Here is a 26,305-nt window from a genome sequence, read left to right on the forward strand (position 1 = left end):
AGATAGGGCCATTTTCAGGCTATAATTTGAAAGTTTGTGCTGATCAACCTCGCACCCTAGCGCCTACCTCATTCATCCCGTTCATCCGCCGCACGCCGCCTGCCGGGCGATGCCGCGAAGCCTCGTGCGCCACGCGCCGGGTTCGCGTCTCGACAACGCAGGCCGCGTCCAGCTAGCGACCACGCGCGCCCACGCAGCGCGGCGCTCGCGCGGCAGGGTAAACAGGTCGGCAGCAGGGTGTTCCCCAAGGAGCCTCCCGTGTTGCCGTCTTTTTCTCCCGCCTTGCTTGCACTCGCCGACGGCACGGTCTTTCGTGGTTATTCGATCGGGGCCGAAGGCCATACGATCGGCGAAGTCGTGTTCAATACCGCGATCACCGGCTATCAGGAAATCCTGACTGATCCGAGCTACTCGCGCCAGATCGTCACGCTCACCTATCCGCATATCGGCAACGTCGGCGTCAACGCCGAAGACGTCGAAGCCACGAAAGTCCATGCCGCCGGCCTGATCATCCGCGATCTGCCGACGCTCGCATCGAACTTCCGCATGGACCGCACGCTCGGCGACTACCTGCGCGACGAAGGCGTCGTCGCGATCGCCGGCATCGACACCCGCAAGCTGACCCGCATCCTGCGCGACAAGGGCGCGCAGAGCGGCTGCATCCTGACGGGCTCCGATGACGAAGCGAAGGCGATCGAGCTCGCGCGCTCGTTCGAGGGCCTCGCCGGCATGGATCTCGCGAAGGTCGTGTCGACCACCAAGCCGTTCGAGTGGAAGCAGACGGAATGGCGTCTCGAAGGCGGCTACGGCATGCAGGAAGCGCCGAAGTACCGCGTCGTCGCGTACGACTTCGGCGTCAAGTACAACATCCTGCGCATGCTCGCGGAGCGCGGCTGCCACGTGACGGTGCTGCCGGCCCAGGCGAGCGCGGAAGATGCGCTCGCGCTGAATCCGGACGGCATCTTCCTGTCGAACGGCCCCGGCGACCCCGAGCCGTGCGATTACGCGATCGCGGCCACCAAGGCATTCATCGAGCGCGGCGTGCCGACCTTCGGCATCTGCCTCGGCCACCAGATCATGGGTCTCGCGGTCGGCGCGAAGACGCTCAAGATGAAGACGGGCCACCACGGCGCGAACCATCCGGTGAAGGATCTCGGCGACGGCCGGGTCGTGATCACGTCGCAGAACCACGGCTTCGCGGTCGACGCCGATTCGCTGCCGGCCAACGCGCGCGTGACGCACGTGTCGCTGTTCGACGGCACGCTGCAGGGCTTCGAGTTGACCGACAAGCCGGCGTTCTGCTTCCAGGGCCACCCGGAAGCGTCGCCCGGCCCGCACGACATCGGCTATCTGTTCGACCGTTTCACCGCGCTGATGGACGCGGCGAAGCAGCGCAACGCCTGAGTCACTGACGCAACCGAAGAACGGGAGATTCACATCATGTTCGGCCACGCACTCGGCATCACGGATATCTGGACCTACGTGTTCGGCGTGATCTTCATCATCCTGCTGCCGGGGCCGAACTCGATGTACGTGCTGTCGCTTGCCGCGCAGCGCGGCGTGAAGGCCGGCTATCGCGCGGCGTGCGGCGTGTTCGTCGGCGATACCGTGCTGATGGTGCTGTCCGCCGCGGGCGTCGCGTCGCTGCTGAAGGCGAACCCGCTGCTGTTCTCCGTCGTCAAGTACGGCGGCGCCGCCTACCTGCTGTACATCGGCACCGGGATGCTGCGCGGCGCGTGGAGCAAGCTGCGCGCGCGCGGCGATGCGCCGGTCGAGGCGCCGCAGGCGGTCGACGGCGAGCGGCCATTCCGGAAAGCACTGATCGTGAGCCTGCTGAATCCGAAGGCGATCCTGTTCTTCATCTCGTTCTTCATCCAGTTCGTCGACCCGGCATTCCCGCATCCCGCGCTGTCGTTCGTCGTGCTCGGGGCGATCGCGCAATGCGCGAGCTTCCTGTACCTGAGCACGCTGATCTTCGCGGGGGCGCGGCTCGCCGAGCACTTCCGCCGCCGCCGCAAGCTCGCGGCAGGCGCGGCGAGCAGCGTGGGCGGCCTGTTCATCGGTTTCTCGGTGAAGCTGGCGCTGGCGACCATGAGCTGAGCGCCGCCGGCCGACCCACGACAACGATTACTTATTGAATTCACAAGCCATGCCAAAACGCACAGACATCAAGAGCATCCTCATCATCGGCGCCGGCCCGATCATCATCGGCCAGGCGTGCGAGTTCGACTATTCGGGCGCGCAGGCTTGCAAGGCGTTGCGTGAGGAGGGCTACAAGGTCGTTCTCGTCAACAGCAACCCGGCGACGATCATGACCGACCCGAACACGGCCGACGTGACCTACATCGAGCCGATCACGTGGGAAGTCGTCGCACGCATCATCGAGAAGGAGCGCCCGGACGCGATCCTGCCGACGATGGGCGGCCAGACCGCGCTGAACTGCGCGCTCGACCTGCACCACCACGGCGTGCTCGAGAAGTTCGGCGTCGAGCTGATCGGCGCGTCGCCGGAAGCGATCGACAAGGCGGAAGACCGCCAGAAGTTCAAGGAAGCGATGACCAAGATCGGTCTCGGTTCCGCGAAGTCGGGCATCGCGCACTCGATGGAAGAGGCGACCAAGGTGCACGCCGAGATCATGGCGGAGACGGGCGGCAGCGGCTACCCGGTCGTGATCCGCCCGTCGTTCACGCTCGGCGGCTCGGGCGGCGGCATCGCGTACAACCGCGAAGAGTTCGAAGAGATCTGCAAGCGCGGTCTCGACCTGTCGCCCACGCGCGAGCTGCTGATCGAAGAGTCGCTGCTCGGCTGGAAGGAATACGAGATGGAAGTCGTGCGCGACCGCGCCGACAACTGCATCATCGTCTGCTCGATCGAAAACCTCGACCCGATGGGCGTGCATACCGGCGACTCGATCACGGTAGCGCCTGCACAGACGCTCACCGACAAGGAATACCAGATCCTGCGTAACGCATCGCTCGCGGTGCTGCGCGAGATCGGCGTCGACACGGGCGGTTCGAACGTGCAGTTCTCGATCAACCCGCGGGACGGCCGCATGGTCGTCATCGAGATGAACCCGCGCGTGTCGCGTTCGTCGGCGCTCGCATCGAAGGCGACCGGCTTCCCGATCGCGAAGGTCGCGGCGAAGCTGGCGGTCGGCTACACGCTCGACGAGCTGAAGAACGAAATCACCGGCGGCCAGACGCCGGCGTCGTTCGAGCCGACGATCGACTACGTCGTCACGAAGATTCCGCGTTTCGCGTTCGAGAAGTTCCGCGAAGCCGATTCGCGCCTGACCACGCAGATGAAGTCGGTCGGCGAAGTGATGGCGATCGGCCGCACGTTCCAGGAATCGTTCCAGAAGGCGCTGCGCGGCCTCGAAGTCGGTGTCGACGGCCTCGACGAGAAGTCGACCAACCGCGACGAGATCGCGATCGAGATCCACGAGCCGGGCCCGGACCGCATCTGGTACGTCGGCGATGCGTTCCGCATCGGCATGACGGCCGAGGAAATCTTCGCGGAAACCGCGATCGATCCGTGGTTCCTCGAGCAGATCGAGCAGATCATCCTGAAGGAAAAGGCGCTGTCGGGCCGCACGCTCGCGTCGCTGACGTTCGACGAGCTGCGCTACCTGAAGCAGAGCGGCTTCTCCGACCGCCGCCTCGCGAAGCTGCTCGGCGCGACGCCGGAAGACGTCCGCAAGCGTCGCGTCGAACTGAACGTGCGCCCGGTCTACAAGCGCGTCGACACGTGCGCGGCCGAGTTCGCGACGAAAACCGCCTACATGTACTCGACCTACGAGGAAGAGTGCGAGGCGCAGCCGACCACGAACAAGAAGATCATGGTGCTGGGCGGCGGCCCGAACCGGATCGGCCAGGGCATCGAGTTCGACTACTGCTGCGTGCACGCGGCGCTCGCGATGCGCGAGGACGGCTATGAAACGATCATGGTCAACTGCAACCCGGAAACGGTGTCGACCGACTACGACACGTCCGACCGCCTGTACTTCGAGCCGCTGACGCTCGAGGACGTGCTCGAGATCGTCGACAAGGAAAAGCCGGTCGGCGTGATCGTCCAGTACGGCGGCCAGACGCCGCTGAAGCTTGCGCTCGACCTCGAGGCGCACGGCGTGCCGATCGTCGGCACGTCCCCGGACATGATCGACGCGGCCGAAGACCGCGAACGCTTCCAGAAGCTGCTGCAGGACCTCGGCCTGCGCCAGCCGCCGAACCGCACCGCGCGCGCCGAAGACGAAGCGCTCGCGCTGGCCGACGAAATCGGCTACCCGCTGGTCGTGCGTCCGTCGTACGTGCTCGGCGGCCGCGCGATGGAAATCGTCCACGAGCCGCGCGACCTCGAGCGCTACATGCGCGAGGCCGTGAAGGTGTCGAACGATTCGCCGGTGCTGCTCGACCGCTTCCTGAACGATGCGATCGAGTGCGACGTCGACTGCATCTGCGACGGCGAAGCCGTGTTCATCGGCGGCGTGATGGAGCACATCGAGCAGGCGGGCGTCCACTCGGGCGATTCGGCATGCTCGCTGCCGCCGTACTCGCTGTCGAAGGAAACCGTGGCCGAGCTGAAGCGCCAGACGGGCGCGATGGCGAAGGCGCTGAACGTGGTCGGCCTGATGAACGTGCAGTTCGCGATCCAGCAGGTGCCGCAGGCGGACGGCTCGAAGCAGGACATCATCTACGTGCTGGAAGTGAACCCGCGCGCGTCGCGCACGGTGCCGTACGTGTCGAAGGCGACCAGCCTGCCGCTCGCGAAGATCGCGGCGCGCGCGATGGTCGGCCAGAAGCTCGCGCAGCAGGGCGTGACGAAGGAAGTCGAGCCGCCGTACTTCAGCGTGAAGGAAGCGGTGTTCCCGTTCGTCAAGTTCCCGACCGTCGATCCGGTCCTCGGGCCTGAAATGCGCTCGACCGGCGAAGTGATGGGCGTCGGCCAGACGTTCGGCGAAGCGCTGTTCAAGTCGCAGCTCGCCGCCGGTTCTCGCCTGCCGGAGTCGGGCACGGTGCTGCTGACCGTGATGGACGCGGACAAGCCGAAGGCCGTCGAAGTCGCGCGCATGCTGCACGACCTCGGCTACCCGATCGTCGCGACCAAGGGCACGGCTGCCGCGATCGAAGCGGCCGGCGTGCCGGTGAAGGTCGTGAACAAGGTGAAGGACGGCCGTCCGCACATCGTCGACATGATCAAGAACGGCGAGATCGCACTCGTGTTCACGACGGTCGACGAGACGCGCCAGGCGATCGCCGATTCGCGCTCGATCCGCATGAGCGCGCAGGCGCACAAGGTCACGTACTACACGACGATGTCGGGCGCGCGCGCGGCCGTTGAAGGCTTGCGCTACCTGAAGGATCTGGAAGTCTATGATTTACAAGGTCTTCACGCTCGCCTAAACTAAGCGGTCAGTTACCTGTCGAAGCAACACGTGCCGCGATTAGGCGGTGTTTCCAGTGCATCGGAAGCGCGCTTAATCGCGGTGATTTTTTTTATAGCCGTTTTTAGCGATTGAGCCGTTTATGAGCACCATTCCGTTGACAAAGCGTGGCGCAGAGCAACTGCGCGATGAATTGCAGCGCCTCAAGTCCGTCGAGCGGCCGGCCGTGATCAACGCGATCGCGGAGGCCCGCGCACAGGGCGATCTGTCCGAAAACGCCGAATACGACGCAGCGAAGGAAAAGCAGGGCTTTATCGAGGGCCGCATCGCGGAACTCGAATCCAAGCTGTCCGCCGCGCAAATCATCGATCCCACGGTGCTCGACGCCGATGGCCGCGTGGTGTTCGCCGCGACGGTCGAACTCGAGGATCTCGAGTCGGGCGACACCGTCAAGTACCAGATCGTCGGCGACGACGAAGCCGATATCGATCACGGCCTGATCTCGGTCAGCTCGCCGATCGCACGTGCGCTGATCGGCAAGTCCGAAGGCGACGTCGCGGCCGTGCAGGCGCCGAGCGGCGTGCGCGAGTACGAAATCATCTCGGTCAGCTACATCTGAAGCGGGGCGACGTGATGCCGCATCGCGTGTTCCGTCTGCTGTCGGCCGTATGGGTCGGCAGCCTGCTGACGATCGGGTATGCGGTCGCGCCCGTATTGTTCAAGACGCTGGAACGGATGACGGCCGGTTCGGTCGCCGCCCAGCTGTTCCGTATCGAGGCGATCCTCGGCGTCGTGTGCGGCGTGCTGCTGCTCGCGTTGTCGAATCAGCAGGTGCGGCGCGGCAGCAGCGAGTATCGCCGCGTGCGCTGGATCGTCGCCGCGATGGTCGTATGCGTGCTGGTCGGGTATTTTGCGCTGCAGCCGTTCATGAACGCGCTGCGCGTGGCCGCGATGGATGCGGGCACCGATATCGCGAATTCGCCGTATGCGAGCCGCTTCGGGATGCTGCACGGCGTCTCGAGCGTGTTCTATCTCGTCGAAAGCGTGCTGGGGCTGATGCTGATCTGGCGTCTACCGGCGCGCGACGCCTGAGCGCTCGTCGTTGCGCGTTGCGCAACGATGGGGCAGGGCGGCACGGGAATCCGTGCCGCACCGGCGGGTTACTTGTCCTGGAACGGCCGCTTGGTGCTGGCCTGGCGCTTTTTCGCGCGCTTCACGGTGCCGCCTGCCGTCACGCGTTCGTTGCCGCGCACCGTGACCTTCACCGGCCTCGGACGGCGCACGGGGCTCGCGTTCGGCGACACCTTGACGACCTTGACGGTGCGCGGAGCGCGGCCTTTCTTGTCGTCGGCGGCTTCTGCCGCGCTGGGCAGCGCACCGGCACGACGGCCGCGGGCCGGGGCCGCTGCGGCTTCGGGCCTCCAGATCACCAGCAGCTTGCCGATATGCTGAATCGGGGCCGCGTTCAAGCGGTCGCAGATATCGTCGTAGATCGCGATGCGATCGTCGCGCTCGTCGCCGAACACGCGGATCTTGATCAGCTGGTGTGCGTCGAGGTGCACCTTGATTTCCTTCAGCACGGCGTCGGTCAGCCCTTCGGCGCCGATCAGCACGACGGGCTTGAGCGCATGGGCCTGGGAGCGCAGCGCGGAGCGCTCGGCGGGAGAAAGCGAAAGGGCGGGCATGGAAATGTCGAAATCTAAATAAGGGCGCGCTGACTGAAAAGCGATCGCGGGACGTTCCCGCGTCAGCCGTGCGCCGAAACCACGTAAAATCGCGGCTTGGGCCTGAAAAGGGGCCGCAGCCGCGCGAAGAAGACGCGTATTATCCGCTAAAAGCGCGGCTTCACGAAGCAATTGGCAGCAATCTCTCTCTCGAATGGCAAAAAACCGCTTCAACCAGCACTGGCTGCACGACCACATCAACGACCCGTACGTCAAAATGGCGCAGCGGGAGGGCTATCGCGCGCGCGCCGCGTACAAGCTGAAGGAAATCGACGAACAGGACAAGCTGATCCGTCCCGGCCAGGTGATCGTCGACCTCGGCGCCACGCCGGGCAGCTGGAGCCAGTATGCCCGCAACAAGCTCGCGCAGGGCAAGAAGCGTGACGCGGAGCGCGAAGGCGGCATCGACGGCACGATCGTTGCGCTCGACATCCTGCCGATGGAGCCGATCGCCGACGTCCACTTCCTGCAGGGCGACTTCCGCGAGGACGACGTCCTTCACCAGCTCGAAGAAGTGCTCGAAGGCCGCGCGGTGGACCTTGTTATTTCCGACATGGCCCCCAACCTCTCCGGCGTGGCCTCGGCGGACGCGGCGCGCATCGAGCATCTCTGCGATCTGGCGCTCGAATTCGCGCAGAACCATCTGAAGCCGGACGGTGCGCTGCTCGTGAAGTGCTTTCACGGCAGCGGCTACAGCCAGATCGTCGAGAAGTTCAAACAGCAGTTTAAGGTTGTCGCGCCGCGCAAGCCCAAGGCATCCCGCGACAAATCGTCCGAAACGTTCATTTTGGGTCGGCAGCTGAAGCATCCGCGCTGATGCGGAGTGCGGTGCCGCAAACGGGCTCCGGCCCTTGCCAGACAAGCGAAGCGCTATCGCGGCGGTTGTCAATGCTTATGGCGGGGGTGGTCGGACTGGATTAGAATGATCGAGGGGCGCCGCAAGGAAAATGTAGGCGCTCGTCTACGAGTGAAGGAGTGGTGCTTTGAACAACAATATGTTTTCGAAGGCAGCGGTGTGGCTGGTGATCGCACTGGTGCTGTTTACGGTGTTCAAGCAGTTCGACAAGCCCCGCGTCCAGGAAGGCGTGTCCTATTCGCAGTTCATGGACGACGCCAAGAACGGCAAGGTCAAGAACGTCATCGTTCAGGGGCGCAACCTCACCGTCACTCCGGCTGATGGCCAGAAATACCAGATCGTGTCGCCCGGCGACATCTGGATGGTCGGCGATCTGATGAAGTACGGCGTGCAGGTCAGCGGCAAGGCCGACGACGAGCCGAACGCGCTGATGTCCGCGCTGTACTATCTCGGGCCGACGATCCTGATCATCGTGTTCTGGTTCTACATGATGAGGCAGATGCAGGGAGGCGGCAAAGGCGGCGCATTCTCGTTCGGGAAATCGCGTGCGCGGCTGATCGACGAGAACAACAACGCGGTGAACTTCTCCGACGTCGCGGGCTGCGACGAAGCGAAGGAAGAAGTGTCCGAGCTCGTCGACTTCCTGCGCGATCCGCAGAAATTCCAGAAGCTGGGCGGCCGCATTCCGCGCGGCGTGCTGCTGGTCGGCCCGCCGGGTACCGGCAAGACGCTGCTCGCCCGCGCGATCGCGGGTGAAGCGAAGGTGCCGTTCTTCAGCATCTCGGGTTCGGACTTCGTCGAAATGTTCGTCGGCGTCGGCGCGGCCCGTGTGCGCGACATGTTCGAGCAGGCGAAGAAGCATGCACCGTGCATCGTGTTCATCGACGAAATCGACGCGGTCGGCCGTCATCGCGGCGCCGGCATGGGCGGCGGCAACGACGAGCGCGAACAGACGCTGAACCAGATGCTCGTCGAGATGGACGGCTTCGAGGCGAATTCAGGCGTCATCGTGATCGCCGCGACCAACCGTTCCGACGTGCTCGACAAGGCGCTGCTGCGTCCGGGCCGTTTCGACCGCCAGGTCTATGTCGGCCTGCCGGACATCCGCGGCCGCGAGCAGATCATGCGCGTGCACCTGCGCAAGGTGCCGATCGCGAACGACGTCGACGCGGCGGTTATCGCACGCGGCACGCCGGGCTTCTCGGGCGCCGATCTCGCGAACCTCGTGAACGAGGCTGCGCTGTTCGCCGCCCGTCGCGGCAAGCGCATCGTCGAGATGCAGGATTTCGAGGACGCGAAGGACAAGATCTTCATGGGTCCGGAGCGCAAGTCGGCCGTGATCCGCGAGGAAGCGAAGCGCGCCACCGCTTATCACGAGTCGGGCCACGCGGTGATCGCGAAGCTGTTGCCGAAGGCCGACCCGGTGCACAAGGTCACGATCATCCCGCGCGGTCGCGCGCTGGGCGTCACGTGGCAGTTGCCGGAGCATGACAACGAGACGTATTCGAAGGACTACCTGCTGGACCGCCTCGCGATCCTGTTCGGTGGCCGGGTGGCCGAAGAGCTGTTCATGAACCTGGTCAGCACCGGCGCATCGGACGACTTCAACAAGGCCACGCAGACCGCGCGTGCGATGGTGGCCCGTTTCGGCATGACCGACGCACTGGGGCCGATGGTCTACGTCGACGACGAGAACGATGCGTCGCCGTTCGGCCGTGGCTTCACGCGTACGATCTCGGAAGCGACGCAGCAGAAGGTCGACTCGGAAATCCGCCGCGTGCTGGACGAACAGTACAACCTCGCACGCCGCCTGCTCGAAGACAACCGCGACAAGGTCGAGGCGATGACGGCCGCACTGATGGAGTGGGAGACGATCGACGCCGATCAGATCAACGACATCATGGAAGGCCGTCCGCCGCGCTCGCCGAAGAGCTCGCCGGCTGTCGGCGGCGATTCGTCGGGCGGCGGCAGCGCCGAGGTCAAGCCCGACAGCGCGCCGGCGCCGGCTACGCCGGCGGCATAATCTCCGCTTTAACGCCGTTCACGGGCTGGTGTGGCTTCACACCGGCCCGTTTTGCATTCATCCACGCCCGTTGCTCGTGTCCGATTCCGCTGTGTCCCCGTTCATTCCCGCGCCGCTCCAGTGCGGCCGCTTCGAACTGACGTTCGAACGCCCGCTCGTGATGGGCATCCTCAACGCCACGCCCGATTCGTTCTCCGACGGCGGCCGCTTCCTCGCGCGCGACGATGCGCTGCGCCAGGCCGAGCGGATGATCGCCGACGGCGCGGACCTGCTCGACATCGGCGGCGAATCGACGCGCCCCGGTGCGCCGCCGGTGCCGCTCGACGAGGAGCTCGCGCGCGTGGTTCCGCTCGTCGAGGCGCTGCGGCCGTTCAACGTGCCGCTGTCGATCGATACCTACAAGCCGGCCGTGATGCGCGCGGCGCTGGCCGCCGGCGCGGATCTGATCAACGACATATGGGGGTTCCGCCAGCCGGGCGCGATCGATGCGGTGCGCGACGGCAACAGCGGCCTGTGCGCGATGCACATGCTCGGCGAGCCGCAGACGATGCAGGTCGGCGAGCCCGACTACGGCGACGTCGTGACCGACGTCCGCGATTTTCTCGCTGCGCGCGCCGAGGCGCTGCGCGACGCGGGGGTGGCGGCGGAGCGCATCTGCGTCGACCCCGGCTTCGGGTTCGGCAAGGCGGTCGTCGACGACAACTATGCGCTGCTCGCCGCGTTGCCGGACACGGCGCCCGCGCGCCCCGACGGGAGCGCTTATCCGATTCTCGCGGGCATGTCGCGCAAGTCGATGCTCGGTGCGGTGATCGGCGGCAAGCCGCCGATGGAGCGCGTCGCGGCGAGCGTGGCGGCCGCGGTGTGCGCGGTCGAGCGGGGCGCCGCGATCGTGCGCGTGCACGACGTCGCGGCGACGGTCGATGCGCTAAAAGTATGGAATACCGTGCGCGCAGCCGCACGGCAACGATAAGCAAGTCAGAAAGACGAAGGAGGAAGGACTCATGGGACGTCGATATTTCGGCACGGACGGCATTCGCGGCACGGTGGGCGAAGCGCCCATCACGCCGGACTTCGTATTGCGCCTCGGCTACGCGGCCGGCAAGGTACTGGCCGGCTCGGCCGACGTCGCGGCAGGCTCGCGTCCGACGGTGCTGATCGGCAAGGACACGCGCGTGTCGGGCTACATGCTCGAAGCCGCGCTCGAGGCCGGCTTCTCGGCGGCCGGCGTCGACGTGATGCTGGCCGGCCCGATGCCGACGCCCGGCGTCGCGTACCTGACGCGTGCGCTGCGTCTGTCGGCCGGTGTGGTGATCAGCGCGTCGCACAATCCGTATCACGACAACGGGATCAAGTTTTTCTCGGCTGACGGCAACAAGCTGCCCGACGACACCGAAGCCGCGATCGAAGCGTGGCTCGACAAGCCGCTCGAATGCGCGCCGTCCGACGGGCTCGGCAAGGCGCGTCGCCTCGACGACGCGGCCGGCCGCTACATCGAGTTCTGCAAGAGCACGTTCCCGGCCGCGTTCGACCTGCGCGGCCTGAAGCTCGTGATCGATTGCGCGCACGGCGCCGCGTATCAAATTGCACCGCACGTGTTCCACGAACTCGGCGCTGACGTCATCCCGATCGGTGTCGCGCCGAACGGCTTCAACATCAACGACGGCGTCGGCGCGACCGCGCCGGACGCGCTGGTGCGCGCGGTGCGGGCGAACCATGCCGATCTCGGCATCGCGCTCGACGGCGACGCCGACCGCCTGCAGGTCGTCGACGCGACCGGCCGCCTGTACAACGGCGACGAACTGCTCTACGTGCTCGTGAAGGACCGGATCGCGACCGACGGCAAGGTCGACGGCGCGGTCGGCACGCTGATGACGAACCTCGCGGTCGAAGTCGCGCTGCAGCGCGAGGGCGTGAAGTTCGTCCGTGCGGCGGTCGGCGACCGCTACGTGCTCGAGCAGTTGCGCGAGCACGGCTGGCAGCTCGGCGCGGAAGGGTCGGGCCACATCCTGTCGCTCGACCGGCATTCGACCGGCGACGGCATCGTGTCGGCGCTGCTCGTGCTGGCCGCGCTCAAGCGCAGCGGCCGCACGCTCGCGCAGGTGCTCGACGGCGTCACGCTGTTCCCGCAGAAGCTGATCAACGTGCGGATGAAGCCGGGCGCCGACTGGAAGGGCAGCGCGTCGATTCGCGCCGCGATCGATGCCGCCGAAGCCGCGCTCGCCGGCAGCGGCCGCGTGCTGATCCGCGCATCGGGCACGGAGCCCGTGCTGCGCGTGATGGTCGAAGCGCAGCAGGCGGCCGATGCGGTGCGCCATGCGGAGACGATCGCCGACGCGGTGCGGGCGGCAACGACCTGACCCGCGGCAGGCGCGCGCGGCGGTCCGGCCGCCCGCGCGCCGGCTTTCGGCGAATTCGCATGCGGCGCCTTCGGGCGCCGTCGTTTTTGTCAGACGCAAAGGTTTGCCATACCTATAAGTAACGCACTTCGGCAAACGCATTATTCCGATCTCATCAGGTATCCGACCCCACAACTTCAGCGACCGCGAAACCGGCTTCCTGCCCAGCTGACGCTGCGCTACGATGCGTCAGCACGCCCTCGTAGGCAGGCGTCGTCCCCATCCCTCCGCGCCAGGCAATTCTTGCTGCCACCGCCGCTTCGGCGTCCCGACGCGCCGCCCGATATTCCCTTTCAACCAGTCATGTTACTGTCACGCCAGTTTCATCGATTGTCACATTACCGTCATGAGCAGCCCCTAACCTTCGCGGTGCCGTAGTCATCCGCTCACACACTGGAGGTCTCATGAAATTGATGCAAACCGCGATTGCCGGCCTGGCTGGCGCGCTTTTCGCCGTCGCCGCCCACGCTGCCGACATCACGGGCGCAGGTAGCACGTTCGCGATGCCGATCTATACGAAATGGGCTGCGGACTACCAGCAGTCCGGCGGTTCGAAGGTCAACTACCAGGGCATCGGCTCGTCGGGCGGCCTGAAGCAGATCGTCGCGAAGACGGTCGATTTTGCCGGTTCGGACGCTCCGCTGAAGGATGAAGAACTCGCGAAGGAAGGCCTGTTCCAGTTCCCGACGGTGGTCGGCGGCGTGGTGCCGGTCGTCAACGTGCCGGGCGTGAAGGCCGGCGAACTGACGCTGTCGGGCCCGGTGCTCGGCGACATCTACCTCGGCAAGATCAAGAAGTGGAACGATCCGGCGATCGCCGCGCTGAACCCGAAGGTCAAGCTGCCGGATACGGACATCGCCGTGGTCCGCCGCGCTGACGGCTCGGGCACGAGCTTCATCTGGACGAACTACCTGTCGAAGGTCAACGACGAGTGGAAGTCGAAGATCGGCGAAGGCACGACGGTCAACTGGCCGACGGGCACGGGCGGCAAGGGCAACGACGGCGTCGCGGCCTTCGTGCAGCGTCTGCCGGGCGCGATCGGCTACGTCGAGTGGGCGTACGCGAAGAAGAACAACATGACCTACACTGCGCTGAAGAATTCGACGGGCACGGTGGTCGAGCCGAAGACGGAAACGTTCAAGGCCGCAGCAGCAGGCGCGAACTGGTCGAAGTCGTTCTACCAGATCCTGACGAACCAGCCGGGCAAGGAAGCGTGGCCGGTCGTCGGCGCGACGTTCGTGCTGCTGCACGCGAAGCAGGACAAGCCGGAGCAGGGCGCGGAAACGCTGAAGTTCTTCAGCTGGGCGTTCAAGAACGGCGAGAAGGCTGCCGACAGCCTCGACTACATCTCGCTGCCGGCGACGGTCGAGACGGAAATCCGCAAGCAGTGGAAGACGAAGGTGACGGACGCTTCGGGCAAGCCGGTCGCCGCCGAGTAAGCCATCCAGCGGTTCGCTGCCCGGCCGTGCCGGTCGGGCAGTGTGTGCGGTAAAGCCGGGCGTTACGGCGCCCGGCGATCAAAAGCAGGCACCCATGTCTGATATTTCATACACGTCCTCCCGATCGCCCGACAGCGCGCAGCAGCGCGCGCCGAGCCGTCTCGGGGATGTCCTGTTCGGCGGCCTCGCACGGCTCGCCGCGATCGTGACCCTGCTGCTGCTTGGCGGGATCATCGTTTCCCTGATCATTGCGTCGTTGCCGACCATCCAGAAGTTCGGCCTCGGCTTCCTGTGGCAATCCGAGTGGGACCCCAACTCGGACATCTATGGCGCACTCGTGCCGATCTACGGCACGATCGTGACGTCGCTGATCGCACTCGTCATCGCGGTGCCGGTCAGTTTCGGCATCGCACTGTTCCTCACCGAATTGGCGCCCGTGTGGCTGCGCCGTCCGCTCGGCATCGCGATCGAGCTGCTCGCCGCGATTCCGTCGATCGTGTACGGCATGTGGGGCCTGCTCGTGTTCGCGCCGATCTTCGCCGAATACTTCCAGAAGCCGCTCGGCCGGCTGCTCAAGGACGTGTGGGTGCTCGGCCCGCTGACGTCCGGCGCGCCGATCGGTATCGGCATCCTCGCGGCCGGCGTGATCCTCGCGATCATGATCATCCCGTACATCGCATCGGTGATGCGCGACGTGTTCGAGGTCACGCCGGTGCTGCTGAAGGAATCGGCATACGGGATCGGCTGCACGACGTGGGAAGTGATGTGGAAGGTCGTGCTGCCCTACACGAAGACCGGCGTGATCGGCGGCGTGATGCTCGGCCTCGGCCGCGCGCTCGGCGAAACGATGGCCGTGACCTTCGTGATCGGCAACACCAACCTGCTCGACAGCGTGTCGCTGTTCGCGCCGGGCAACAGCATCACGTCGGCGCTCGCGAACGAATTCGCGGAAGCGCAGCCGGGCCTGCATACGTCCGCGCTGATGGAGCTCGGCCTGATCCTGTTCGTGATCACGTTCATCGTGCTGTCCATCTCCAAACTGTTGCTGCTTCGTCTCGAGAAGGGAGAGGGCAAGAAATGAGCGAGCCCATCATGAATTTCCCGGGGCCGGACGGCGCCGCGCTCGACGCGATGCGCAACCGCCTGCAGCGCAAGCGCAAGGCCGTCAACGCGATCGCGCTCACCGCGTCGCTCGGCGCGATGGCGTTCGGCCTGCTGTGGCTCGTGTGGATTCTCTACACGACGGTGCATCTCGGCGTCGGCGGCCTGTCGCTGCAACTGTTCACCGAATCGACGCCGGCGCCGAACACGGAAGGCGGCGGTCTCGCGAACGCGATCGTCGGCAGCCTGCTGCTGTGCGGCTTCGGCACGCTGGTCGGCACGCCGATCGGCATCCTCGCGGGCGTCTATCTCGCCGAATACGGCCAGAAGAACCTGCTGGCCAGCACGATCCGCTTCATCAACGACATCCTGCTGTCCGCGCCGTCGATCGTCATCGGCCTGTTCGTGTACGCGATCGTCGTCGCGAAGTCGGGGCGCTTTTCGGGCTGGGCCGGCGTGATCGCACTCGCGCTGCTGCAGATCCCGATCGTGATCCGCACGACCGAGAACATGCTGAAGCTCGTGCCGAATGCGCTGCGCGAGGCGGCCGTCGCGCTCGGCACGCCGAAGTGGCGCATGGTGCTGAAGATCACGCTGCGCGCGTCGGTCGGCGGGATCGTGACGGGCGTGCTGCTCGCGGTCGCGCGGATCGCCGGCGAAACGGCGCCGCTGCTGTTCACCGCGCTGTCGAACCAGTTCTTCTCGTGGGACATGAGCCAGCCGATGGCGAACCTGCCGGTCACGATCTACAAGTTCGCGATGAGCCCGTTCGCGGAATGGCAGTCGCTCGCGTGGGCGGGCGTGTTCCTGATTACGCTCGGGGTGCTCGGACTGAACGTCCTGGCGCGCTCGATCTTCTCGAAAAAGTAACGGCGGAGCAATCCGATGAATATGGCAGAAAGCCACCTGAATCCCGTCGAGCGCACCGCTGCGCCCGCCGGCACGCAAGACGCGGCGCACGGCCGTCCGCTCGCGCCGCTGAACGCGAAGATCGAGGTCAACAACCTCAACTTCTTCTACAACAAGTTCCACGCGCTGAAGAACATCAACCTGCGCATTCCCGAAGGGAAGGTGACGGCGTTCATCGGCCCGTCGGGCTGCGGCAAGTCGACGCTGCTGCGCACGTTCAACAAGATGTTCGCGCTCTATCCGGAGCAGCGCGCCGAAGGCGAAATCCTGATGGACGGCGAGAACCTGCTGACGACGAAGCGCGACATCTCGCTGCTGCGCGCGCGGATCGGCATGGTGTTCCAGAAGCCGACCCCGTTCCCGATGTCGATCTACGACAACATCGCGTTCGGCGTGAAGATGTTCGAAAAGCTCACGCGCTCGGAAATGGACGACCGCGTCGAGTGGGCACTCACGAAGGCCGCGCTGTGGAACGAAGTGAAGGACAAGCTGGGCCAGAGCGGCTACGGGCTGTCGGGCGGCCAGCAGCAGCGCCTGTGCATCGCGCGCGGCATCGCGATCCGTCCGGAAGTGCTGCTGCTCGACGAGCCGTGCTCGGCGCTCGACCCGATCTCGACGGGCCGCATCGAAGAGCTGATCGCGGAGCTGAAGAGCGACTACACGGTCGTGATCGTCACGCACAACATGCAGCAGGCCGCACGCTGCTCGGATTACACGGCCTATATGTACCTGGGCGAGCTGATCGAGTTCGGCGAGACCGAAAAGATCTTCATCAAGCCGGTGCGCAAGGAAACGGAAGACTACATCACCGGCCGCTTCGGCTGATGACGGAGAACAACAACCATGTCGGATAAACATCTGTCGAGCCAGTTCGACGCGGACCTGAATGCCGTGTCGTCGAAAGTGCTGGAAATGGGCGGACTCGTGGAGTCGCAGATCGTCGGCGCGATGCGCGCGCTGAACGAATTCGATCGCGATACGGCCGAGAAGGTGATCGCGGCCGAGGAAACGCTGAACGCGATGGAAGTGGACATCGACCAGGAATGCGGCAACATCATCGCGCGGAGACAGCCTGCCGCGCGTGACCTGCGTCTTTTGATGTCGATTTCGAAAACGATTACGAACCTCGAGCGCGCCGGCGACGAGGCCGAGAAGATCGCCAAACGCGTGCGCCGCCTGGTCGACGAGCCGGCCGCGCGTGCGGTCAACATCGCCGAGATCAAGGTGTCGGGCGAGATGGCCGTGACGATCCTGCGCCGCGCGCTCGACGCGTTCGCGCGCCTCGATACGGTGGCCGCCGCGCAGATCGTCAAGGACGACAAGGAAATCGACATGGAATTCCGCGCGTTCGTGCGCAAGCTCGTGTCGTACATGCAGGAAGATCCGCGCACGATCTCGGTCGGCCTCGACTACCTGTTCATCGCGAAGGCGATCGAACGGATCGGCGACCACGCGAAGAACATCGCCGAATTCATCATCTACATCGTGAAGGGCACCGACGTGCGGCACCAGCCGCGCGACACGCTCGATCGCGAAGCCAACAGTTAATCGACTCCATAGGAAGAACAGAGGTGCCGATGCCCAGCAACATTCTCGTCGTTGAAGATGAGCCCGCGATTTCCGAACTGATCTCGGTGAATCTCCAGCACGCCGGTCACTGCCCGATCCGCGCTTACAACGCCGAACAGGCGCAGAACCTGATCAGCGACGTGCTGCCCGATCTCGTGCTGCTCGACTGGATGCTGCCGGGCAAGTCCGGCATCGCGTTCGCGCGCGACCTGCGCAACAACGAACGGACCAAGCACATCCCGATCATCATGCTCACCGCCCGCGGCGACGAGCAGGACAAGGTGCTCGGCCTCGAAATCGGCGCGGACGACTACGTGACGAAGCCGTTCTCGCCGAAGGAGCTGATGGCGCGCATCAAGGCCGTGCTGCGCCGCCGCGCGCCGCAGCTGACCGAGGACGTCGTGTCGATCAACGGGCTGCGCCTCGACCCGGCCACGCATCGCGTCGCCGCGCACGGCGACGGCAGCGAGATCAAGCTCGATCTCGGCCCGACCGAGTTCCGCCTGCTGCATTTCTTCATGACGCATCCGGAGCGCGTGCACAGCCGCACGCAGCTGCTCGACCAGGTGTGGGGCGACCACGTGTTCGTCGAGGAGCGTACCGTCGACGTGCACATCAAACGATTGCGCGCGGCCTTGAAACCGGCCGGCTGCGATGCGATGATCGAAACCGTGCGCGGCAGCGGCTACCGCCTCGCCAAGCACGCGTAACGTATTCGGGCATGCCGCGTGCCGCGGCGTGCCGCTCCTTCTTTCGGACGCTGAATCATGAACATCATCTGGGCGCGCTTTCTGGTGTCGCTCGTGCTGCTCGTGCTGATCGGCGTATTGGTCGGCGTCTTCGCCGGCCCGACCGCGGGCCTCGTGTTCGTGGTCGTGATGCTGGTCGCGCAGGGCTTTTTCAGCACCTTCCATACGCAGCGTCTGTGGCGCCTGCTCGATGCGCCCGTCTACGGCGAGGTGCCGAGCGCGCCGGGCATCTGGGGCGAGATCTACTATCGGCTGCACAAGCTCGCGAAGCAGTGGCATGCGCAGGTGCGGCAGGTCGAACAGCAGCACTCGCGTTTCATCCAGGCGATCCAGGCCTCGCCGAACGGTGTCGCGATGCTCGATGATCACGACCAGATCGAGTGGTGCAATGCGATCGCCGAAGTCCATTTCGGCCTCGATGCGAAGCGCGACCTGCGCCAGCACATCACGAACCTGGTGCGCCATCCCGATTTCGTCCGCTACCTCAATGCGCAGCATTACGACGAGACGCTGTTGATGCGCGGCATGGGCGACTCGCGGCAGAACGTGCTGGCCGTGCAGGTGTTTCCGTACGGCGAGAACCGCAAGCTGCTGCTCACGCAGGACATCACCGAGCTCGAACGCACCGACGCGATGCGGCGTGACTTCGTCGCGAACGTGTCGCACGAGCTGAAGACGCCGCTCACCGTGCTGTCGGGTTTCCTGGAGACGATGCGCGAGCTGCCGCTGAACGAGGAGGACCGCGCGCGCTATCTCGACATGATGGAGCAGCAGGCGTCACGGATGCGGCACATCGTGACCGACCTGCTGGTGCTCGCGAAGCTGGAAGGCGAGAGCAAGCCGCCGGTCGATCATGCGATCGACATGCGGGCGGTGTTCGATCATCTGAAGGAGGATGCGCAGACGCTGTCGAACGGGCATCACGACATCGCGTTCTCGATCGACGAGACGCTCGGCGTCACGGGGGCGCAGACGGAGCTGTTCAGCGCGTTCGCGAATCTCGTCACGAACGCGATCCGCTATACGCCGGACGGCGGCAAGATCGTCGTGTCGTGGCGGCGCGAGGGCGCGCAGGGCGTGTTTTCGGTCACGGACAGCGGCTTCGGGATTCCGGCCGCCGATTTGCCGCGGCTCACCGAGCGCTTCTACCGTGTCGATCGCAGCCGCTCGCGCGATACGGGCGGCACGGGCCTCGGGCTCGCGATCGTCAAGCACGTGCTGCAGCGGCACGATGCGCATCTGTACGTGCAGAGCGAGGAAGGGCGCGGCAGTACGTTCACCGCGCGGTTCCCGGGCTCGCGCGTCATCGCGATCCGGCCGGCTGCTTACGAAGCATGATCGTGTAGCGGCTCGTCGGCGTTCAAAAAAGCAGCCCGCGGGCTGCTTTTTTTCATGGCGATGCGTCGGCGCGATCTGCATCGCGCCGACGGTTCACGAGCAGAACTTCGCGAGCAGCCCGAGCTGAGCGTTGCGGATCGTCTTGCCGGTGCGGCGCCGGCGATAATGGCCGTCGCTGTGCATCTGCCATGCCGACTGGTTGTCGCCGAGGCACACCGACAGCCCCTCGGCGATCACGCGCCGCTTCAGCTTGCGCTCGCGGATCGGGAACGCGACTTCGACGCGGCGGAACAGGTTGCGGTCCATCCAGTCGGCACTCGACAGATAGACGTCCTCGGCGCCGCCCGCATGGAAATAGTAGATGCGGTGGTGTTCGAGGAAGCGGCCGACGATCGAGCGCACCGTGATGTTTTCCGACAGCCCCGGCACACCGGGCTTCAGCGCGCAGACGCCGCGCACGATCAGATCGACCTTGACGCCGGCCTGCGACGCTTCGTACAGCGCGGCGATCACCGACGGCTCCAGCAGCGCGTTCATTTTCGCGACGATGCGCGCGCGCTTGCCGGCCTGCGCATTGTCGATCTCCGCGCGGATCGACTCGATGATGCGCGGATGCAGCGTGAACGGCGACTGCCACAGCTCGTGCAGCGTCAGTTCGCCGCCGATCCCGGTCAGTTGCTGGAACACGTGATGCACGTCCTCGCAGATCTTCTGGTCGGCCGTCATCAGCCCGAAGTCGGTGTAGAGGCGTGCGGTGCGCGGATGGTAGTTGCCGGTGCCGAGATGCACGTAGCGGCGCAGCGACGCCTTGCCGGCCTGCACGACGCGTCGCACGATCAGCATCATCTTCGCGTGGCACTTGTGGCCGACCACGCCGTACACGACATGCGCGCCGACGGCTTCGAGCTGCGACGCCCAGTTGATGTTGGTTTCCTCGTCGAAGCGCGCGAGCAGCTCGACGACGACGGTCACTTCCTTGCCGTTGCGCGCGGCTTCCATCAGCGCGTCCATCAGCGGCGAGTCGGTGCCGGTGCGATAGATCGTCTGCTTGATCGCGACGACGCTCGGGTCTCTCGCGGCCTGCTGCAGCAGTTCGAGCACGGGCTGGAAGCTCTCGTACGGGTGGTGCAGCAGGATGTCGCCGGCGTCGATCGCGTCGAACATCGTCGGCGCGTTGGCGATTACCGCGGGGGTTGATGCGGTGAACGGCGTGAACTTCAGGTCCGGGCGGTCGACGAGATCGGGAATCTGCATCAGGCGCACGAGGTTCACGGACCCGGCCACGCGGTAGCAGTCCTTGTCGCCGAGTTCGCTTTCCTCGAGCAGGCGCCGCACGATGTGCAGCGGCGTGTCGGCCGACACTTCGAGGCGCACCGCGTTGCCGAGGTGGCGCGCGGGCAGTTCGCCCTGCAGCGCGACACGCAGGTTCGTGATTTCGTCTTCGTCGACGAACAGCTCGCTGTTGCGCGTGATGCGGAACTGGTTGCAGCTCTTCACGACGAGTTGCGGGAAGAGTTCGCCGACGAAGCGCTGCATGAACGAGCTCAGCAGCACGAAGCCGTGCTCGAAACCCGACAGCGCATGCGGCATGCGCACGACGCGCGGCAGCGCGCGCGGCGCCTGCACGATGCCCATCACGGCCTGGCGGCCGAACGCGTCGCGGCCTTCGAGCTCGACGACGAAGTTCAGGCTCTTGTTCAGCACGCGCGGGAACGGGTGGGCCGGATCGAGGCCGATCGGCGTCAGCACCGGCAGCAGTTCGTCGAGGAAGTAGCGTCGCGCCCATTCGAGCTGCTCGTCGTTCCACGAGTCACTCGCGTGGAAGTAGATGCCTTCCTGTTCGAGCGCCGGCAGCACGGTTTCGTGCAGCATCGTGTACTGTCGATGCACGAGCCGCTGCGCGCGTTCGACGACGAGATCGTAAGCGTGCTGCAGCGACATGCCGTCGGGCGTCAGCGCGCCGGGGTTGTCGCGGATCTGTTCCTGCAGGCCGGCCATCCGGACTTCGAAGAATTCGTCGAGATTGCTGCTGGTGATGCAGATGAAGCGCAGGCGCTCGAGCAACGGGACTTGCGGATCGGCCGCCTGGGCCAGCACGCGCTCGTTGAAACCGAGGATGCCGAGTTCACGGTTGAGAAGCGGGTAACGGACGGACATCGGCAGAGTAGGAGGTAATTCAGGCGATGATTCGAAAGGACGCTCGGAAACTCTCACGGTACGATGACGTGCTGATGACAATAATGGTTTTATATCGGGAAATTCTACGCCGTAACCCTTTCGTCGCATAAATGTTTCGGCTATATGGAATCGAGCAGTGTGCATGCCCGTGAAGCGTGGCAACGGCAAGCGTTCCACGCTTAAAATGTCGCCTTTGATTGATCGCCCGCGGTTGCCGGAGGAACGGCTGCCGCGGAAGAACGCGCACGGAGCCCCCTTCTGATGGTTACAACTCCCCACTTGCTGGCTGCCGTGGATCTCGGCTCGAACAGCTTCCGGCTGATCGTCGGGCGCGTCGAGGAAACGCCGGCGGGCAGTCAGATCTATCCCGTCGACGCGCTGCGCGAGCCGGTGCGGCTGGCCGCGGGCCTGTCGAGCGACAAGATGCTCGATCGCGCGTCGCAGGAGCGTGGCTGGGAGGCGCTCAAGCGGTTCGGCGAGCGCCTGCGCGATTTCCATCCCGATCATGTGCGCGCGGTCGCGACCAACACGCTGCGCGTCGCGAAGAACGCCGCCGAATTCCTCGGCGAGGCCGAGGCGGCGCTCGGGTTCCCGATCGAAGTGATCGCGGGCCGCGAAGAGGCGCGCCTGATCTATGCGGGCGCCGCGCACTCGGTACCGGCGAGCGCCGGCAAGCGGCTCGTCGTCGACATCGGCGGCGGCTCGACCGAATTCATCATCGGCTCGCACTACACGCCGATCGTGATGGAGAGCCTCTATATCGGTTGCGTGAGCCATAGCCGCACCTTCTTTCCGGCCGGCAACGTCGACGAATACACGATGCGGCAGGCCGAACTCGCGGCCAAGCGCGAGATCCAGATCATTTCGAGCGAATACAAGAAGGCCGGCTGGGACCAGGCGATCGGCTCGTCCGGCACCGCACGCGCGCTCGCCGAGCTCGTCGAGGCGAACGGCTTCAACGATCCGGGCATCACGCACGGCATTTCGCGCGGCGGCCTCGAGCGGCTGAAGCGTGCGCTGATCAAGTCGGAGAACGTCAACCGGCTGAAGCTGATCGCGCTGAAGCCCGACCGCGTGCCGGTACTCGCGGGCGGCCTGGCGATCATGCTGGCGGTGTTCGAGGAACTGGGCGTCGACTACGTCGACACGACCGATGGCGCGCTGCGCCTCGGCGTGCTGTACGACCTGCTCGGCCGGACCCAGCACGAGGACATGCGCGCGGTGACCGTCGAGGGTTTCACACGCCGCTACGGCGTCGATCGCGCACAGGCCGAGCGGATCGGGGCGCTCGCCGCGCGTTTTTACGACGAGCTCGAGGAAGACGACGAGGAAGCGCGCGAGGAAGGGCGGATGTTCCTCGGCTGGGCGGCCGCATTGCACGAGATCGGCCTGTCGATCTCGCACAGCGCGTATCACAAGCATTCGGCCTATATCGCGAGCAATGCGGACATGCCGGGTTTTTCGCGTACCGACCAGGCGCGGCTTGCCGCGCTCGTGCTCGGCCATGCGGGCAAGCTCGGCAAGCTGTCGCAGGCGCGGGAGGTCGAATGGCCGCTGCTGTTCTGCCTGCGGCTCGCGGCGCTGCTGTGCCGGCGCCGGACCGATGCGGGGCTGCCCGACATTTCCGTTTCGCAGATGAAGAAGGGCGGGTACGAGGTGCGTCTGCCGAGTGCCTGGGTCGAGCAGAACCCGTTGACCGACTACAGCCTCAGCCAGGAGGCGGCGGAGTGGGAGAAGGTCGGTATCCCGTATCGCGTGGTTTATACCGGCGCGTGACGGGCCAATAGCGAGCCCGGGAGGTGCTCCGGGCGCCGGGTGGATGGATGTGCGGGTGAGGCGCTCGTCAGGTATCGCCCCGCACGATCGTCAAGGGCCACCCAACGCGGGTACCGACGGTCGGCTCAATCGGACGAGCAGACGATCGCGGTCAGGAACGGGAACGCCTGCTTGACGGTTGCATCGCTGCCGGCCTTGCGCACGGCTTCCTCGACCGCGCTCTTCGTGCCGCGCACGACGACGCCGTAGGCCCAGTCGCCGATCGGCGTGCCGTCGCCCGGCCGGAAGATCGGATCGTTCGCCTGGTAACCGAGCACGACGTAGACGCCGAAGCCGTAGGCCGTCAGCGAGCGGTTCGTGCGGAACGCGTTGACCGAATTCGATTCGACGTGCATCGGCTCGGACTGGATGTCGCCGGCGGCGAGCAGCGGCGCGACGAACTTGTGGCCGGTCGAATGACAGTCGAGCGCGTCGTCGAGCGCTTTCGCCGACGCGGTGCCGGCGGTGGTCGCGAGTACGAGCAGCGACGCGCAGAGGGCTGGCTTGAGAACGTTGTTTTTCATGCGCGGTTGCGGGTTGTTTCACACGTATTATCGCGTGTTCCAGCAAGTTTCGTGCGCGGGACTCGTGGTGGAGGCGTGGGTGCGTCGACGCGGCGGTTGAGCCGGGCTTGGCCCGCATCGCGGCGAGCCCGGAAAACGGCGGGGCGATTCAAGGGCCGGTAAAAAACACCCGTAAACGGAAAAAGGGGCTACGGTGTTCAACCGTAACCCCTTGATTCCTTGGTCGGAGCGATAGGATTCGAACCTACGACCCTCTGATCCCAAATCAGATGCGCTACCAGGCTGCGCTACGCTCCGACGAGCCAAAGATAATAACGTCGAACGGCCGCATCGGTCAATCACGATATGCGGGTAAATGCCGCGGCGGCGAGCGGTCCGCGATTTGCGACAATTCACAGGATGATCGGCCGCCCCCCACGCATGCGCGCGCGGGCGCTCGCCGAAGCAAGGAGAACATCATGATGAACCTGATCCTGTGGCGCCACGCCGAAGCCGAAGACTACGCGACGAGCGATCTCGCGCGCCAATTGACCGTGCGCGGCCGCAAGGATGCGCAGGCGATGGCCAAATGGCTGCGCGGCCGGCTCGAGACGAATACCGTGATTCTCGCGAGCCCGGCGGCGCGCACCGTGCAGACCGTCGAGGCGCTGACCGACCAGTACCGGACCGTCGACGCCCTCGCGCCAGGCGGCAGTGTCGACGACGTGCTGGCGGCGGCCGGTTGGCCGGACGGTATCGCACCGACGGTCGTGATCGTCGGCCATCAGCCGACGCTCGGCAGCGTGGCCGCGCAGCTGGTCGCCGGCGGCGACGACAACTGGAGCATCAAGAAGGGCGGAATCGTGTGGCTGGCGAGCCGCACGCGCGACGGCAGCCGGCAGGCCGTATTGCGGGCGGTTTTGACGCCGGAACTGGTGTAAAGCCCGCCTGAATTGGTTTGAAGGGATTGATCGTACGGTTTCGCAAGCTTTCTGCTAAAGTCAATTCGGCGACACGTCATTGAAAGGACACGGTCGTGCCACATAACGGTCACGGCCGGTTACTACATTGGCGGGCATGTCGTCCTATTCCTTACGACCAGGAAAGCCTAATGCGAGAACTGCCGACGCCTACGCTCCCTTTTGCCTCGCTGCCCCTCGACACGTCGCGACGCCACCTGCCGCGCGCCAGTGAAACCGTCACATCGGAGTATCGCCTGCGCGCCGCATGGGCGCGTACGGAAGACGAATTGCGCGAAGCCCAGCGCCTGCGCTACAGCGTGTTCGCCGAAGAGATGGGCGCGCAGGTCAGCGGCCCGTCCGGTCTCGATGTCGATCCGTTCGACGTGTATTGCGACCACCTGCTGGTCCGCGATCTCGACACGCTGAAAGTCGTCGGTACGTACCGCGTGCTGCCGCCGCACCAGGCGGCGCGTGTCGGCCGCCTGTACGCCGAAGGCGAATTCGACCTGTCGCGCCTCACGCACCTGCGCGGCAAGATGGTCGAGGTCGGCCGCTCGTGCGTGCACAGCGACTACCGCAGCGGCGCCGTCATCATGGCGCTGTGGGGCGGTCTGGGCGCGTACATGATGCAGAACGGCTACGAGACGATGCTCGGCTGCGCGAGCGTGTCGATGGCCGACGGCGGCCACTACGCGGCGAACCTGTACCAGTCGCTGTCGGCGAGCTCGCTGACGGCGCCCGAGTATCGCGCATTCCCGCACACGGCCCTGCCGGTCGATGAACTGCAGACGGGCACCGTCGTCGCACCGCCGCCGCTGATCAAGGGTTACCTGCGTCTCGGCGCGAAGATTTGCGGCGCCCCGGCCTGGGATCCCGACTTCAACTGCGCGGATTTCCTGACGCTGTTCCGTCTGTCGGACATCAACGCGCGCTACGCCCGCCACTTCCTGGGCTGAGCGATCCGAATCGCGCCGCACCTCCGAGGCGGGGCGCACGCAAGCAAACGCCGTCGCGCGGTAGCTGCCGCACGACGGCGTTCGTGTATCCGGTCCGTGTCTGCGTATCGGGCCCCGATAATTTCAGAGACACGCAACGACCACCGTGCCGCAGGGCGGCACGGCTGGGACGGCCCGTGGGAGGGCCGGACGACAGCGGCGCGCTCAGTGCTTGCGCCGCCAGTCGAGCAGGTGGTGTTCCGCCATCCAGTGGTGGATCATCCCTTCGCCTTCGTGGCTGCGCTTGTATTCGCGCGACTCGAAGTACGACAGTGCGACCAGCACCATCAGACCGATGAACAGGCCGATCAGGCCCGCAATTTCCTCAGACGACATGGCAGCCTCCTTTCAACGGCACAGCGCCATGC

Annotated in this window: 23 protein-coding genes and 1 tRNA gene; 19 read left to right on the forward strand and 5 right to left on the reverse strand. The window is 65.4% G+C overall.

All coding sequences use genetic code 11. The features are described 5' to 3' along the window. Positions 1-258: 258 nt before the first annotated feature. From carA to AP428_RS03725, 5 genes are all read left to right on the forward strand, one after another. A complete protein-coding gene (carA, locus tag AP428_RS03705) occupies positions 259-1,404 on the forward strand; it encodes a glutamine-hydrolyzing carbamoyl-phosphate synthase small subunit (RefSeq protein WP_023475510.1) in 1,146 nt (381 codons plus the stop codon). Between the two features lie 36 nt (positions 1,405-1,440). Beyond that, positions 1,441-2,100, forward strand: coding sequence for a leucine efflux protein LeuE (leuE, locus tag AP428_RS03710; protein ID WP_011545084.1), 660 nt, complete (start codon positions 1,441-1,443; stop codon positions 2,098-2,100). A 49-nt stretch (positions 2,101-2,149) separates the two neighbouring features. Then, positions 2,150-5,404 (forward strand): carbamoyl-phosphate synthase large subunit, encoded by a 3,255-nt coding sequence (gene carB / locus AP428_RS03715; RefSeq protein ID WP_011545085.1) that lies wholly within the window; start codon positions 2,150-2,152, stop codon positions 5,402-5,404. A gap of 118 nt (positions 5,405-5,522) precedes the next feature. Next, on the forward strand, positions 5,523-5,999 hold the full coding sequence (greA, locus tag AP428_RS03720; RefSeq protein WP_006476345.1) for a transcription elongation factor GreA: 477 nt from the start codon (positions 5,523-5,525) through the stop codon (positions 5,997-5,999). Between the two features lie 14 nt (positions 6,000-6,013). Beyond that, on the forward strand, positions 6,014-6,472 hold the full coding sequence (locus AP428_RS03725) for a DUF4149 domain-containing protein (protein ID WP_006497614.1): 459 nt from the start codon (positions 6,014-6,016) through the stop codon (positions 6,470-6,472). A gap of 68 nt (positions 6,473-6,540) precedes the next feature. Here AP428_RS03725 and AP428_RS03730 read toward each other — a convergent pair whose 3' ends face one another. Further along, on the reverse strand, positions 6,541-7,065 hold the full coding sequence (locus AP428_RS03730; RefSeq protein ID WP_011545086.1) for a YhbY family RNA-binding protein: 525 nt from the start codon (positions 7,063-7,065) through the stop codon (positions 6,541-6,543). Positions 7,066-7,258: 193 nt separating this feature from the next. On the opposite strand from AP428_RS03730, the gene AP428_RS03735 reads away from it, so the two are divergent. The 11 genes from AP428_RS03735 to phoR all read left to right on the forward strand — a co-directional run bounded on the left by AP428_RS03735 (position 7,259) and on the right by phoR (position 19,484). Further along, a complete protein-coding gene (locus AP428_RS03735) occupies positions 7,259-7,921 on the forward strand; it encodes an RlmE family RNA methyltransferase (protein WP_006476343.1) in 663 nt (220 codons plus the stop codon). Between the two features lie 166 nt (positions 7,922-8,087). Continuing rightward, positions 8,088-9,983 carry an ATP-dependent zinc metalloprotease FtsH gene (ftsH, locus tag AP428_RS03740; RefSeq protein WP_054927581.1) on the forward strand — a complete coding sequence of 632 codons (1,896 nt, stop codon included), beginning with the start codon at positions 8,088-8,090 and terminating at the stop codon, positions 9,981-9,983. Positions 9,984-10,011: 28 nt separating this feature from the next. Next, positions 10,012-10,953: a dihydropteroate synthase gene (folP, locus tag AP428_RS03745; protein ID WP_050768784.1), complete on the forward strand. Its 942-nt coding sequence runs from the start codon at positions 10,012-10,014 to the stop codon at positions 10,951-10,953. Between the two features lie 31 nt (positions 10,954-10,984). Next, positions 10,985-12,340, forward strand: a complete 1,356-nt coding sequence (gene glmM, locus AP428_RS03750) for a phosphoglucosamine mutase (protein ID WP_011545088.1) — start codon at positions 10,985-10,987, stop codon at positions 12,338-12,340. Between the two features lie 443 nt (positions 12,341-12,783). After that, entirely contained in the window at positions 12,784-13,818 is a 1,035-nt protein-coding gene (gene pstS / locus AP428_RS03755; RefSeq protein WP_006490565.1) for a phosphate ABC transporter substrate-binding protein PstS, read from the forward strand. Between the two features lie 94 nt (positions 13,819-13,912). Further along, positions 13,913-14,899 (forward strand): phosphate ABC transporter permease PstC, encoded by a 987-nt coding sequence (pstC, locus tag AP428_RS03760; RefSeq protein ID WP_011545090.1) that lies wholly within the window; start codon positions 13,913-13,915, stop codon positions 14,897-14,899. Continuing rightward, a complete protein-coding gene (gene pstA, locus AP428_RS03765; RefSeq protein WP_011545091.1) occupies positions 14,896-15,789 on the forward strand; it encodes a phosphate ABC transporter permease PstA in 894 nt (297 codons plus the stop codon). Before pstC ends, pstA begins: the two co-directional genes overlap by 4 nt. Before the next feature lie 15 nt (positions 15,790-15,804). Next, positions 15,805-16,653 (forward strand): phosphate ABC transporter ATP-binding protein PstB, encoded by an 849-nt coding sequence (pstB, locus tag AP428_RS03770; RefSeq protein WP_006490515.1) that lies wholly within the window; start codon positions 15,805-15,807, stop codon positions 16,651-16,653. Positions 16,654-16,671: 18 nt separating this feature from the next. Next, a complete protein-coding gene (phoU, locus tag AP428_RS03775) occupies positions 16,672-17,376 on the forward strand; it encodes a phosphate signaling complex protein PhoU (protein ID WP_006476334.1) in 705 nt (234 codons plus the stop codon). A gap of 29 nt (positions 17,377-17,405) precedes the next feature. Next, the gene (phoB, locus tag AP428_RS03780; protein ID WP_006750313.1) at positions 17,406-18,107 is read left to right on the forward strand and encodes a phosphate regulon transcriptional regulator PhoB; all 702 of its coding nucleotides are present in this window, start codon (positions 17,406-17,408) and stop codon (positions 18,105-18,107) included. A 57-nt stretch (positions 18,108-18,164) separates the two neighbouring features. Then, positions 18,165-19,484, forward strand: a complete 1,320-nt coding sequence (gene phoR / locus AP428_RS03785; RefSeq protein ID WP_006476332.1) for a phosphate regulon sensor histidine kinase PhoR — start codon at positions 18,165-18,167, stop codon at positions 19,482-19,484. A gap of 93 nt (positions 19,485-19,577) precedes the next feature. Here phoR and ppk1 read toward each other — a convergent pair whose 3' ends face one another. Next, entirely contained in the window at positions 19,578-21,641 is a 2,064-nt protein-coding gene (gene ppk1 / locus AP428_RS03790) for a polyphosphate kinase 1 (RefSeq protein WP_006476331.1), read from the reverse strand. Between the two features lie 282 nt (positions 21,642-21,923). Between ppk1 and ppx the strand changes: the two genes are divergently transcribed. Beyond that, positions 21,924-23,438 (forward strand): exopolyphosphatase, encoded by a 1,515-nt coding sequence (gene ppx / locus AP428_RS03795; protein ID WP_011545094.1) that lies wholly within the window; start codon positions 21,924-21,926, stop codon positions 23,436-23,438. Between the two features lie 125 nt (positions 23,439-23,563). On the opposite strand, the gene AP428_RS03800 is transcribed toward ppx, so the two are convergent. Then, complete coding sequence (locus tag AP428_RS03800) at positions 23,564-24,001, reverse strand: hypothetical protein (protein WP_011545095.1); 438 nt, start codon at positions 23,999-24,001, stop codon at positions 23,564-23,566. 220 nt (positions 24,002-24,221) lie between these two features. Beyond that, positions 24,222-24,298 (reverse strand) — tRNA-Pro (locus AP428_RS03805). 161 nt (positions 24,299-24,459) lie between these two features. On the opposite strand from AP428_RS03805, the gene sixA reads away from it, so the two are divergent. Continuing rightward, positions 24,460-24,921 (forward strand): phosphohistidine phosphatase SixA, encoded by a 462-nt coding sequence (gene sixA / locus AP428_RS03810; RefSeq protein ID WP_011545096.1) that lies wholly within the window; start codon positions 24,460-24,462, stop codon positions 24,919-24,921. Positions 24,922-25,091: 170 nt separating this feature from the next. Next, complete coding sequence (locus AP428_RS03815) at positions 25,092-25,898, forward strand: GNAT family N-acetyltransferase (protein WP_011694249.1); 807 nt, start codon at positions 25,092-25,094, stop codon at positions 25,896-25,898. Positions 25,899-26,102: 204 nt separating this feature from the next. On the opposite strand, the gene AP428_RS37095 is transcribed toward AP428_RS03815, so the two are convergent. Further along, complete coding sequence (locus AP428_RS37095) at positions 26,103-26,273, reverse strand: hypothetical protein (protein ID WP_006476323.1); 171 nt, start codon at positions 26,271-26,273, stop codon at positions 26,103-26,105. Positions 26,274-26,305 lie beyond the last annotated feature (32 nt).

Origin of the sequence: Burkholderia sp. E168m22, from assembly GCF_001319805.1 — a bacterium.
GTDB lineage: Bacteria > Pseudomonadota > Gammaproteobacteria > Burkholderiales > Burkholderiaceae > Burkholderia > Burkholderia orbicola.